13 protein-coding genes and 1 pseudogene are annotated in these 12809 nt (G+C 44.0%); 5 read left to right on the plus strand and 9 right to left on the minus strand.

From position 1 onward, the window contains the following. Positions 1–2 precede the first annotated feature (2 nt). The 7 genes from tatB to rraA form a co-directional block, all read right to left on the minus strand. Complete coding sequence (gene tatB / locus EXU30_RS13385; protein WP_130600825.1) at positions 3–419, minus strand: Sec-independent protein translocase protein TatB; 417 nt, start codon at positions 417–419, stop codon at positions 3–5. 6 nt (positions 420–425) lie between these two features. Then, on the minus strand, positions 426–656 hold the full coding sequence (gene tatA, locus EXU30_RS13390) for a Sec-independent protein translocase subunit TatA (RefSeq protein ID WP_130600827.1): 231 nt from the start codon (positions 654–656) through the stop codon (positions 426–428). A gap of 132 nt (positions 657–788) precedes the next feature. Next, positions 789–2438: a ubiquinone biosynthesis regulatory protein kinase UbiB gene (gene ubiB, locus EXU30_RS13395; RefSeq protein WP_130600829.1), complete on the minus strand. Its 1650-nt coding sequence runs from the start codon at positions 2436–2438 to the stop codon at positions 789–791. Between the two features lie 79 nt (positions 2439–2517). Beyond that, entirely contained in the window at positions 2518–3135 is a 618-nt protein-coding gene (locus EXU30_RS13400) for a ubiquinone biosynthesis accessory factor UbiJ (RefSeq protein WP_130600831.1), read from the minus strand. Beyond that, a complete protein-coding gene (ubiE, locus tag EXU30_RS13405; RefSeq protein ID WP_130600833.1) occupies positions 3135–3890 on the minus strand; it encodes a bifunctional demethylmenaquinone methyltransferase/2-methoxy-6-polyprenyl-1,4-benzoquinol methylase UbiE in 756 nt (251 codons plus the stop codon). Before ubiE ends, EXU30_RS13400 begins: the two co-directional genes overlap by 1 nt. A 269-nt stretch (positions 3891–4159) precedes the next feature. Next, positions 4160–5218, minus strand: coding sequence for a formimidoylglutamase (locus EXU30_RS13410; RefSeq protein WP_130600835.1), 1059 nt, complete (start codon positions 5216–5218; stop codon positions 4160–4162). A 189-nt stretch (positions 5219–5407) separates the two neighbouring features. Beyond that, complete coding sequence (rraA, locus tag EXU30_RS13415; RefSeq protein WP_130600837.1) at positions 5408–5893, minus strand: ribonuclease E activity regulator RraA; 486 nt, start codon at positions 5891–5893, stop codon at positions 5408–5410. A gap of 375 nt (positions 5894–6268) precedes the next feature. Between rraA and EXU30_RS13420 the strand changes: the two genes are divergently transcribed. The 3 genes and pseudogenes from EXU30_RS13420 (at position 6269) to EXU30_RS13430 (ending at position 8496) form a co-directional block, all read left to right on the plus strand. Beyond that, positions 6269–6517: a YgjV family protein gene (locus EXU30_RS13420; protein WP_130600839.1), complete on the plus strand. Its 249-nt coding sequence runs from the start codon at positions 6269–6271 to the stop codon at positions 6515–6517. Positions 6518–6834: 317 nt separating this feature from the next. After that, on the plus strand, positions 6835–7350 hold the full coding sequence (locus tag EXU30_RS13425; RefSeq protein ID WP_130600841.1) for a phosphatase PAP2 family protein: 516 nt from the start codon (positions 6835–6837) through the stop codon (positions 7348–7350). Between the two features lie 97 nt (positions 7351–7447). Further along, positions 7448–8496, plus strand: a pseudogene (locus EXU30_RS13430) (MJ1255/VC2487 family glycosyltransferase). Between the two features lie 75 nt (positions 8497–8571). Here EXU30_RS13430 and rsd read toward each other — a convergent pair. Continuing rightward, positions 8572–9048: a sigma D regulator gene (gene rsd / locus EXU30_RS13435; RefSeq protein ID WP_130600843.1), complete on the minus strand. Its 477-nt coding sequence runs from the start codon at positions 9046–9048 to the stop codon at positions 8572–8574. A 466-nt stretch (positions 9049–9514) separates the two neighbouring features. Here rsd and hemE point away from each other — a divergent pair, with 466 nt between their 5' ends. Beyond that, a complete protein-coding gene (gene hemE / locus EXU30_RS13440) occupies positions 9515–10579 on the plus strand; it encodes a uroporphyrinogen decarboxylase (RefSeq protein WP_130600845.1) in 1065 nt (354 codons plus the stop codon). A 237-nt stretch (positions 10580–10816) separates the two neighbouring features. Then, positions 10817–11029 carry a hypothetical protein gene (locus tag EXU30_RS13445; protein WP_130600847.1) on the plus strand — a complete coding sequence of 71 codons (213 nt, stop codon included), beginning with the start codon at positions 10817–10819 and terminating at the stop codon, positions 11027–11029. 202 nt (positions 11030–11231) lie between these two features. Here EXU30_RS13445 and EXU30_RS13450 read toward each other — a convergent pair whose 3' ends face one another. Next, complete coding sequence (locus tag EXU30_RS13450; RefSeq protein WP_130600849.1) at positions 11232–12785, minus strand: sensor histidine kinase; 1554 nt, start codon at positions 12783–12785, stop codon at positions 11232–11234. Positions 12786–12809 lie beyond the last annotated feature (24 nt).

Genomic DNA, 12809 nt, shown 5'->3' on the forward strand with positions numbered 1-12809 from the left:
AATTATCCGTTAGGTTTTGAGCTAGTCTCGCTGTTGTCAGCGCTTTTACTCGAGGTTTCCTGAGTATCGCTTGCCGTAGATTTTGGCTTGATACTAGGTGTAGTAGCTGATGAGTCATCGTCAACTTGGTAAGGACGATTAACCGATTGAGCCGCTTCTTTTAGTTGGTCGATAGACTGTTGCAACTCAGGAGAAAGGTTAGATAAACCTTTGTTTTCTGCCTTTTTCAGATCTGAGTGTAGCTGCTCAATCTGCAGCTCTTGCTCCAGTTCATCTTTAACAGAGTTAGCCATGCGTTTCATCGCACGGATCCAACCTGTGATTGAGCGAACTGCGACGGGTAATCTTTCGGGGCCAAGTACCACTAGCCCCAATATGCCTATCAGCAGCAGCTCCATAAAGCCGATACCGTCAAACATAATCGATTACGCCTGTTCTTTATCCTTAGACTCAGGCTTTTTTTCTTCAGCCTGTTGTGAAGTTTGTGCAACTTCTTTTTCTTCTAGTGCTTTTTTGTCTTCGTCAGACATGGCGTTCTTGAAGCCTTTCACTGCCCCACCAAGATCACCACCAAGCGAACGTAGTTTCTTCGTTCCGAATAGTAATACGACAATTAACGCAATAATAAGAAGCTGCCAAATACTGATGCCGCCCATGAAGATTTCCTCTTAAAAAATGAGATGTAATTTGTTACTTAAATTGTCAAACAATGGCAACTTTCGTTACTGGGGTAAGATGATAGTGCCAAATAATTTAAGTATTATGAACTTCTAATAAATAAGTGCTAGCTAAAATTTACGATTCTTTGGTCTAGATCTCCATCCGACCAGCCATAACACCGTACCTAAGCTAATGCTTACATAAGCTGGCCATAGTGTAACGCTTTGAGTAAATAATATTGTGCCACAGATCAACAATACGGCAGAAGTGATTAATAGATATTGGCTTTTGTGAGATTTTTGTTGGAAATTCAGGTATCTATCTAACATTTGTTGCTGGGTTCCCAGCAGTTTTCGGCCCATTTTCAGGTTATCGATAACCAGTTCAGGGATTTCCGGAAGCTTATCGGACCAATAAGGGATATTGGCTTTTACTTTATTATACATAGCTTTAGGGCCAACTTGCTCCGACATCCACTCTTCTAAAAACGGTTTTGCTGTTTGCCAAAGATCAAGTTGTGGGTAGAGTTGCCTTCCTAAGCCTTCGATATAAAGTAAGGTTTTTTCAAGTAATACCAACTGTGGTTGTACCACAATGTCAAACTGACGCGCGGTTCTAAATAGCTCAAGTAGCACGTGACCAAATGAGATTTCATCAAGCGGCTTGTTGAACATAGGCTCACACACAACTTTAACAGCTTGTTCAAACGCCAGCACATCGGTGTTTTCAGATACCCAACCTGACTCAATGTAAAGCTGAGCAATGCGGTGATAGTCGCGGTTGAAAAAGGCTAAGAAGTTCTCTGCAAGGTAGCGCTTATCTTGTTCGGTTAAGGTACCCATAATCCCGCAATCGAGCCCGATGTAATAAGGGTTTTCTGGGTGCTCCTCGCTAATGAAAATATTGCCAGGATGCATATCAGCATGGAAGAAGTTATCGCGAAATACTTGAGTGAAAAACAGTTCAACGCCGCGTTCAGCCAGCAGTTTTAGGTTGGTCCCCTGGGCTTTTAATGCGTCAGTGTCAGATACAGGAATACCATAAACACGCTCCATCACCATCAGGCGAGGGTAGCAGTGTTCTTCATAAACGTAAGGTATGTATAGCGCATCTGAATCGAGGAAATTATTGCGCAGCTTGATGGCGTTTAAAGCTTCAAGTTTGAGATTCAATTCACCCAAAATTGTTATTTGGTAGTCTTCAATGACCTCTGCAGGACGTAGACGGTTGCCTTCACCCAAAATACGCTCAAGCATGTTGGCGCCTTGAGACATCATCAGTAAGTCTGCGCGGATTTTTTGTTCCACATTTGGGCGCAGTACTTTCAGAACGACTTCTTTACCATTGGACTTTAAGGTTGCCGTGTGTACTTGCGAGATAGATGCTGATGCTAGAGGTGTCTCATCGAAGTTATCGAATAGTGATTCAATGGGCGCTTTTAGCTCTTCCTCGATGGCTTGCCTTGCTAAGGCGGAGTCAAAGGGCGGTACCCTGTCTTGCAGCATAGCGAGTTGGTAAGCCCACTCGTCATCAAGCAAGTCTCTGCGGGTTGACAGCATTTGCCCAAGCTTGATGTAAACCGGCCCGAGCTCTTGCATCGCCAGTTTTAGGCGCTCAGCTGAGGTTTTGTCTTTGTGCTTGTTGCGCAGCCAGAATAGGCTGGCGCGAGCCATACGGAAATACCAAGGCGCTTTGTGTTTAGAAATGAGGTCGTCTAAACCATAATTGAGAATGGTTTTGATGACTTGATAGCCGCGCTTGATACTTGCAATGGTCATGAATGTCCTTTTTTATCGTGTAGCTTGTCCTTGAAGAGCCTTAAATTAGCGAGCAATTATCAATGCTAACTGAATACAATTAACTTAGTCGCCGGGTCAGCAGAGTGACTCTATTAGCTAGCGATTCTGCATCTTTACTTAGGTCTTCAAGGTTGTCGCAAAAGTGCAGGTATTCAATTTTGTGCACAGCGACTTTAAATTCTTCTGTTGCTAATTGCCCTATATGATCCAGGCTTTTACCAAATACCTGTTTCGCCGATTTCGCTAACCATTTGCTGTGTTCTGTGAGCATATGGGTGGGGCCGTCACCAACATATTTCGACAGAGGCTCGGCAATATCAAAATCTATGTGCTGTACAAAATGGCTGAAGGTTTGCAACAGTTGGATATCGCCTTCTAAGCGTAATTTATCCTGCTTAATCAACTCGGTGAGGTTAGCGCCTTCCTTAATTTGATATAGCGTCGAGGCATCGGCATCGACCCGAACATCGACCTCACCTTCATAGCGGCTAAGTACTTGAAGTTGCTTAGCAAACACCAAGTACATTGGCCAACTTAGTTGACTCAGCTGAATGCAAAACACCTTACCATGTAGGTTTTTTAGTTTGGCGTAGTCCATCTTTGCTTGGGTAGGCAGAGCAGCAAAGGCGGTTTCAATTGCGCTGCATGTGAGCAGCGCGAAATGGTTTAACGCCATTAAAACTTATACCCACGGTGTAAGGCGACAATACCATCAGTCATATTGGTGTAATCCACTTGCTCAAAACCAGCATCAAGCATCATTTGCTTTAGTGTATCTTGATCTGGGTGCATGCGAATCGATTCAGCCAGATACTCGTAGCTTTCTGCATCTTGAGTGATAGCCGCGCCCATTTTGGGTAGTACTTTGAAGCTGTATAAGTCATACACTTTACGCATGACTTCATGCTTTGGCTTAGAAAACTCAAGCACTAGTAATTTACCACCTGGCTTTAGTACACGTAGCATTGAGCGCAAAGCTGCGTCTTTATCTGTTACGTTACGCAAGCCAAATGCGATAGTAATAATGTCGAAATGATTATCAGGAAATGGCAGTGCTTCGGCATTAGCTTGTACGTAAGATACGTTATTCACTATGCCTTTATCGCGCAGTTTAGTGCGACCAACTTTTAGCATTGAATCGTTAATGTCGGCTAACACCACTGAGCCAGTGTCACCCACGATACGTGAGAATTTTGCGGTTAAATCACCCGTACCACCAGCTAAGTCAAGAATGTTCATACCAGGGCGCGCAGCGGCGGTTTCAATGGTGTGACGTTTCCATAGACGGTGAATACCGAATGACATCACGTCATTCATAATGTCGTACTTGGCGGCGACTGAATGAAACACGTCAGCAACTAAGTCGGCTTTTTTCTCTGCTTCGACAGTTTTATAACCAAAGTGGGTGTTTTTTGAATCGCCCTCAGACATGGGTCATTTCCTATTTTTTTAAAAATATGTGGTGCGAGTGTATGCCATTGTAACAAGATGCTGAATCTCTGTGCATTGAGATTGTGATGATAATCAATGGTGCTTAAACCAATATGAGTGAGCCTTGGCTCCGACTTTGGTGTACTCTCGCGCTATTTTGTTTGTTGGCTTATGCCACCAACATAAATGGTTACGCTAAATTTTGTGCATTAGACCACAGTCAACAAGCAAAAATCCAGCGCATGTAGCTTCTGATGTTTGTACGTAAGCTAGCTCAATTTAGCTTGCTCACGTCCTTGGATATATGAATAAATCAACTCGCTCAGTGCTTGGCTTACATCTCTAGTACCCGCTGCTTCGCCTGCGTCATGACAACTTGGTGCGGCTTCGGCGATATGGCAATAAGCAGCCGGAGATTTTAGCGCTAGGTAATAGAGATAGTGGCACGCATCGCTAAGTGGAATTCCTGCCATTGTTGATGCACTACTTGGCATCTTATTAATGGCATCCACATCTAACTCAACACCTACAGGACTGCTCGTTTGATTAAGCTTACTAACTGCTTGCTTGAGTGCGTCACTAAAACCAACTTCACGACGAACCCAGATTTGTTGATAGGTGTGCCATGAACCGCCAAAGACGCTAAGTTGTTCTAGTGTCGCTTCGCTGTTTTTTAGCTCATGCAGCCCGAGGACATGATAGTGATTTAATGCGCCGCTAGCCGCGGCATAACTAAAACCATTGCCACTATGGCGGCCTTCTTTAGGACGAAAGTCACTGTGTGGGTCAAGATTAATTGCGGCGAGCCCTTGATTGTAATGCTGTTTGGCCGCGTTGAGGATGGGCAGAGCATTGTTGTGGCCGCCGCCAATAATAATTGGCTCAAGACCGGCCTCAAAAATAGCGTGAATAATCGGCTCGACCTGTTTATCTAATTCGGCCGTTGCAGCGCGCAAAGCATCCACCTGATTAGCTTCAACTTCACTGCTGTTAACTTCGCTGTGCTTTACGTTTGGGGTAAGCTGGATTTCACCCATGATTAAGCACTGTTTACCTGATAAAAAGCGATTGGATTGTAAGTTTAACCATTGCTGCATAGCCGCTTGAAATGCGTTACTGGCACCGCCGCGCCCCAGGTTTGCTTGCGGGCCAACATCTTCTGCAATACCAATGATGGCAAAGCGCGCCCCTTGGGTTTTAGCATTAGACAGAGCGTTTGTAAGCTCTGTATTGGTATCAATTAACTGCACTTGCTGGCCAAGTCGCTGTTCACCCGAACGTTTGCAAAGAGCTTGGTCGATATCAGACTGAGTATAGGGAATTAGCATGTTACATCCTTGAGTTGTGCTCGCTGTTTTTTGTCAGGGCTATGTTATTGTCAAATCACTGCATAGAAACAAAGCTAATCGTTGGGGCAGCAGTACTCAGCGACAGTGTAAAGCACTACAAAAAAAGCCAGCAAAGCTGGCTTTTAATCATTTACGTGCCGCGTTATCGCGCCAATTTTAACTAAAGCGTTAGTCAATATCTAATGCTTCAGGCGATAAGATAATGCCGGTGTTGTCAGCATAAATGTGATCGCCAGGCAGGAAGGTCACACCGCCAAAGTTAACCGGAATTTCAACTTCGCCAACACTGTGTTGATCAGCGCCAACTGGAATAGAGGCGAGTGCCTGAATACCAATATCGAAATCTTCCAATGCATCAACGTCGCGCACGGTGCCGTAGACGATAATGCCTTCCCAGTTATTGTTAACGGCTGTTTCTACAATAGCGGCGTCTAGCAGGGCACGGCGCAGTGAGCCTCCACCATCAACTAGGAGTACCTTACCCTCACCATCTTCTTGAAGTGCTTCGGCGATAAGACCGTTGTCTTCAAAACACTTAATTGTACTAATTGCACCACCGAAAGAGCTGCAGCCACCAAAATTGCTGAACATAGGTTCGACGACATCGACCACATCAATATACATATCGCATAGTTCTGAGGTGTTGTATTCCATAGATAACTCCTAGTGATTAGCGAGGTAATCCTCTGCTATATAAGGCAAAGTTAAATGAATTATATGAGGTTTTGCTGAAAATAAAAGAGGTATTAATCACGGCTTAGTGGTCAAGGTTTTAATTATTTGTTTACTATTTGGAACTCTTTGTTTTATTATTAAGACGAAAACGTGATTTTTGAGTAATTTGTTTTCACAAATTGCGGTTTGAGCCTCTGCTCGCCAGTCAATCTTGCTTAAATCCGTTTTCTAGTTACGTACAGGTTTGCCTGGGTACAGTGCGGTTGATGCTGTTGGGGGCAATTTTGAGTTTGCTTTAGAGGCACGGACCCCTCGTTACGCTTATGGATGGCAGAGAGCCTGAAAGAGGTTCTTATGGAAAATATTAATAACGTTGAATTATTGGGTTATCTTGCGTCGGTAATGGTAGCAATATCTTTAATGATGAAAGATATCATTTGGCTGCGTTGGATTAATTTTATCGGTTGTGCACTGTTTACCGTCTATGGCTACGCCATTGATGCATGGCCGGTTGCAGGGATGAACGCCTTTGTTGCTTGTATCAACATCTATCACCTAACTAAGATTTACCACGGTAAATTTACTCAAGCGCAAACTGCTTGAGGCTAAACGCTACACGAATACTTTAAAGCTCTAATCGCAAAGGTTAGGGCTTTTTTGATCTGCGAGCCTTCTTCAACGTCGCATATTGCTGCTATCTAGGTCTTTTCTCTAGCTCATTTTCTGTGAGAGCCAGTTGTTCTCCCTCGACCATTTACTGGACACTTGTCATAAATGTTTAGGCAAACTGTCATTTACTAGTCATTGCTCATTTTTATCTTGTAAGCATAACTAAAGGCTTGCTGTTATTTAGCCAGAATATGGGTTATCCAAGCGAAGAAGCACAAGCTTCAGGCAAGGTTGCAAGCAAGGAGTGAGCGATGAAGCAACAGTTAGGGTACTGGGATCAGCAGTGGTTTTATAAAACGGTTAATTTTGCGCAAATGCGTGATTTACAAGCTCTTGCGCTGCGCATCTCATCAACCGGCAATGGGCCGCTTTATGTTGTCGCAGCGCTGGCACTGCTGCTTATTCATGAGCAAGGCAGCGCGTTCTTTTACGCTGGCATGGTGAGCTTTGCCATCGAATTACCACTTTATCTGCTGCTTAAAAATGCTATTCGCCGTACGCGGCCATGTCATAGTCTCGCTGGTATTAGTGCAAGCTTTGAGCCATCTGACAAGTTCAGTCTTCCCTCGGGTCACAGTGCTGCGGCGTTTGTCATGGCGAGTTTGGTTTATTGGTTTTTTCCTGTGATGGCACCACTTACTTTTGCTTGGGCTAGCTTGATTGCCATATCACGGGTGATGTTAGGCGTGCATTACCCGCTCGATATTGTCGCGGGTATGAGTTTAGGAATGGGCTCAGTTTGGTGCGCTTATAACCTGTTTCACTAGCAAGCAGACCGGAGCTTAGCAGGTCAGGCACACGATTAATCTATAGATAAAACCGTCCAGTCATATAGCAATAGATTAGCAAAAGGAATACGAGTTAATGAATCTACTCTATGGTGTTCAAGGCACAGGGAATGGCCACATCAGCCGCGCGCGAGTGATGGCAAAGTCACTTGCAAAGCAAAATATCAATGTCGATTTTCTATTTTCTGGTCGTGACGAGTCGCAGTATTTCGATATGCAGTGCTTTGGTGATTACCAAACTCGAAAAGGCATGACCTTTGTCAGCGACAAAGGTCGCATTAGTTACCTAAAAACGGGTAAGCATAATTTATTGTCGCCAATCCGCACCGAGGTGAATCAATTAGATTTATCTGAGTACGATTTAGTGCTTAATGATTATGAACCTGTATCTGCCTGGGCGGCTAAACGTCAGGGAGTAAAATCGATTGCGATAAGTCATCAGGCTGCACTTAAGTACCCGGTACCTAAGCGCAGCTCTAGTTGGTTTAATGATTTATTGATTAATCATTTTGCCCCAGTGGATGTATCGTTAGGGTGTCACTGGCATCATTTTGGTTATCCAATCTTGCCGCCTTTTGTTGACGTTGATCATCTAGGTGTCGGTGATAGTAACAAGGTTTTAGTTTACCTTCCGTTTGAAAGCGCTGATGAAATCGTCGCCTTTTTACGAACTGTCGACAGCGTTGAATTTATTGTTTATCACAAACAAAAACCATCTTTACCCTTGCCTGAACATATTCAATGGAACGGGTTTGATCGTGACGGTTTCAAACGTCATATGGCGCAGTGCAGTGGAGTGATTGGTAATGCCGGGTTTGAGCTTGCAAGTGAAGCCATGGCGTTAGGGAAAAAGCTGCTGGTTAAGCCTCTTCTTGGGCAATTTGAGCAATATGCTAATGTAGCGGCCTTAGAATTACTGGCTGCAGCTGAGAGTATGGCGTCATTGGACTTAACTGTACTCAAGCGCTGGTTAAAAAAGCCATCACCTGCACCGATTGATTACCCTCAAGTGGGGATACACTAGTGAATTGGATTCTCGCTGGTGATTGGCACGATACAAGAAGCTTGTGTGATGACCTATGGAACCAAGTCGAGTTACCCGACAACTGGCGTAAAAAGCAATAGGATGACTCAGTAAAAAGCAAAAAAGCACACCTATGTGTGCTTTTTGCGATGAGGGGGGATGTCAACTAATCGTATTTACGCAGTCATTGAATGGCGTGAATGCAAAATCTCCAGCAGTTGATCTTCAAGCTCAAAGCGAGATTCCATACTTTGTGCTAGTGAAGATAGGTCTCCATCAAGTTGATAGAGGGTTTTCTCGTCTGCAATTTCGGAGTATTTGTCGTTAAAGTCTAATGCTGTGTCAGTGCTTTTGCTGATCTGGGGCAGTAGTAGTTGCGCTGTGTTATGGCTTTCTGCGCCATGTTTCTCACAAGCAGACACTACATTGTTGTATACCTCAAAGTGGCCTTCAGAGACATAATCAACCAGTTGCGCACAGAACTGTTTAACTTCATCTACAGTTGGCAAGGTTTTGTCATCGCGGGAGTAGGGTGCTAAGCCTGCAAGCATAAAGTACTGAATTAACAGCTTACGCCTGTGGTTAAGCCACTGGTCAATCAGTTTGTTTGAACCGCCCCATCTTTGCTCAGCTTTCTCTAGTTTAGTCAGCATGACACACCCCGCTCGGCAACTTTCTCATAACATCTAATGTATTGAAAAATGCCTGTAGTGATCAACTATTTTATCGCAAAAATCACTCAAATACAGTTTAAGCAAATGTGTCTAATGATGCAGTATAAAGTCGTATGTTGGAATTAAGGCAATAAAAAACCCAGTGATAGTCGCCTATCACTGGGCAAGTAAAGATACGTTGGGCTCGATTTATCGGGCTTCTTGATTGTTCTTGCTAGCGCACAGTTTTTATATCAAAGGCTTTGTTGTGGTGCAACAGTTTAAAGATTAATTTTGTCGTTTTACGCAAAAGTAGGGGGTTTTGTGAGCTTGTTAAGCCTATGTGTGCTATTTGCGCGGGAGATTTAGGGATTGCTCACATAAATTTAGCTTGAGTGGTTACATTAATCACGTAAGTGCTAAACTACGCGCCAGCGGATATCACAATAAGTAGGAAGAAAGCCAAATGGCAGAACTAAAGAATGATCGTTATTTACGCGCTTTATTAAAACAACCTGTTGATAGAACTCCTATCTGGATGATGCGTCAAGCTGGTCGCTATCTACCAGAATACAAAGCAACTCGTGCTGAAGCGGGTGATTTTATGTCGCTTTGTAAGAACCACGACTTAGCGTGTGAAGTGACGCTGCAACCACTACGTCGCTATGACTTAGACGCCGCTATCTTATTCTCAGATATCCTAACTATCCCTGATGCGATGGGCTTAGGCTTATACTTCGAAACTGGCGAAGGCCCGCGTTTTGAGCGTCCAACCGACACTATCGACGCCATCAAAAAGTTAGCTGTACCTGATCCAGAGGACGAGCTTGGCTATGTAATGAAAGCCGTAAGCACGATTCGTCGTGAACTTAAAGGTGATGTGCCACTAATTGGTTTCTCTGGTTCACCATGGACACTAGCAACTTATATGGTTGAAGGTGGTTCAAGCAAAGCGTTTGAAAAAATTAAGAAAATGGCTTACGAAGAGCCAGCAACGCTGCACCTATTACTAGATAAACTAGCTGACTCAGTGACTTCATACCTAAATGCTCAAGTCGCTAACGGTGCGCAATCGCTAATGATCTTTGACTCTTGGGGCGGCGCATTATCTCACCACGCTTACCGTGAGTTCTCACTGCGCTACATGCAAAAAATCGTTGATGGTTTAACTCGCCACGCTGACGGTCGTCAAGTACCTGTGACGCTGTTCACTAAAGGTGGCGGTTTATGGCTTGAAGCAATGGCTGAAACAGGCTGTGACGCACTAGGTTTAGACTGGACTGTTGATATTGGTGACGCTCGCCGCCGTGTAGGTGAGAAAGTTGCACTGCAAGGTAACATGGATCCATCTGTACTTTATGGTACACCTGAGCGTATTCACCAAGAAGTTGACCAAATTTTATCTTCATACGGTGAAGGTACTGGTCACGTATTTAACCTTGGTCATGGTATTCACCAGCATGTTAATCCTGAGCACGCTGGCGCATTCATTAACTCTGTACATGAGTTATCGCCTAAGTATCATAAGTAGTAACAACCTGTACTAAAGATAATCATTGCTGAAAAGCAGTGATTTGAAAGCGAGCCAATAGGCTCGCTTTTTTGTGCTCATTTTTCATCTTTTTTACGTATTAAGACGTTAATGCTTGCTGAGTATTGGCAGGCTATGAGTTGCAACCTATTAAGGTTGTTAATAGTATCTAACTATAAATTGAACTTCATTTTATAGATATTATAGTTGACCCAAAAATTGAGAGAGGACAAAGCGATGAAAATACCACTTATTATTAGTCTGGTTTGTATAGCGGTTTTCTTAGGTTTAATCATGGGAGGTGCCCATACCGTCTATGTCGCTTATGGTGACACCATCACCGGTCAATACGCAGTGGCTGGCCTGATATGCATCATGTGGGGCGCACTGATCGCAGCATTTGTTAGTCCATTTGTGCCGAAATTACTACGTAGCTATAAAGAAGGTTAAATCAGGTCCAGACTGATCTCACCATGGCTGAGCTTATCAAGGGTGAGTTCATCTAGAGCGCTTCAAATTAACGACGCATCAATGAAAGGGGAGTTTAAGGCCCCCTTTTTAGTGGCTAGCATTTAGTGGTTAACTAACCAGAACTAGATTATTAGCTGCTCAATTTAATCAGTAAGATTTAGCACGCAGCTTTTTGGCTATTTTAAGGCAAGCTAAGGACTGATTTAGGGCTGCTAAGTTCAATTAAAAACTGGCTACCTTGTCCTGGTGAGCTGTGAATATCAATCTTACATTTTAGCAGCTGCAATAATTGCCTGACGATGGCGAGTCCGACACCCAGTTGTGGCAGGGTTTGGTTTTGCTCAAAGCTCAAGCTTGCTTGTTTACGCTGCTGAGAAAGCGACAATTGCCTTAATGCTTCAACCTCATGTTGATGCATACCTGAGCCAGTATCTTCCACTGTGAGCCATTGCTGCTCGCCAACGTGCTTGGTGTATAAACGGATCTCGCCGCCTTTAGGTGTGTAGCGTAGAGCGTTGTCGATAAGGTTACTGATCACCCGGCGCATTAATTGCGGGTCAGTTTCGACAATTTGCTGCGGCTCAATATCAAATAACAAGCTAATCTGCAGTTTGTTGGCTCTTGGGGTAAATGTGCTGTGCAGCTCATTGGTTAATTCAATCAAATATACGGGCTTTATTTGGGCGTTAATCTGGCCGTTTTCAAGTGCTGCTAGCTCAAGTAGCTGGGCTAGCAATTGCTGAAGTGTCTGCCCCGAATTAGCCGCATATTGAATCAATGCTGTATCTCGCTCGCCTTCTGGCAAAATCAGCCAGGTATCTATGTAACCAAGTAGTGCGGTTAGCGGCGTTTTTAAATCGTGAGACAGGTGCAACAGAAAGTCATGCTTTGCTTGTTGCTGGCGCTTAACTTGTTGTTGTTTTTGTTGAATTTGCGCGAGCAAGTCATTGATATGGCCTGTTAACTCAGTAATTTCACTGCTACCTAAATGGCGTTTGGGCAGGGCTAGCTTAGCTTCCGAGTTTTGATGTTCCCGGCTGTTATTTTCTAGGCTTTGGTGTGCTAAAGCTGGGCTTTGTGAGTCTTGAATGCGCAGGTGATTAAGATCTTTTACTAGACGGTCGATTGGGCGAGTGAAGTATCGTAGCAACATAACAAATAGCACTAATGCAAAGATAACCCAAAAACCGATAGTTGCACCCCAAAGCTTGGGCTGATTTTCAGCGCTGATCATGGCTTGCCAGCTGTCGTAATCTTCACCACCAATAATGACGTATAAATAACCGCTATGCAGTCCGTCTTGATTGATGAGTTTGCTTACTGAAAAAATTTTCTTGGTGTCGAGTGAACGCGGATCTGTGCCTAAAATCGGCAATTCGCTGCCTGCGAGAAAGGATTGAATAATCCCCACATCCACGCGTTTACGTTTAATTTTTTCTTCTTTGGCGTCGTAAGCAATCACTTTTCCATCTGGGTCGAGGGTATATATCTCAAAGCTAGGTCCTAGTAGCATAAAATCATGGAATGCCTCTTTTAATGCGGCGTCAGAGGTGATCCCTTGGGACAATAAAGGGTTGATGTGCGCCATATGATCGGCAAGCTCACGATGCAGGTTTTGCTGCACCTGATCGCGGCTAAATTCATGGTTAAGTTGCAACCACTGCCATAGCGCCATAAACAGTGCGAGTACGATAACGGTGGCAGTGATAAATAAGCGGCTAAAGAGTCGGTTCATATTCGCGCTCGCATACATTTAAGC

It is taken from the genome of Shewanella maritima (assembly GCF_004295345.1).
In the GTDB taxonomy this organism is placed as follows: domain Bacteria; phylum Pseudomonadota; class Gammaproteobacteria; order Enterobacterales; family Shewanellaceae; genus Shewanella; species Shewanella maritima.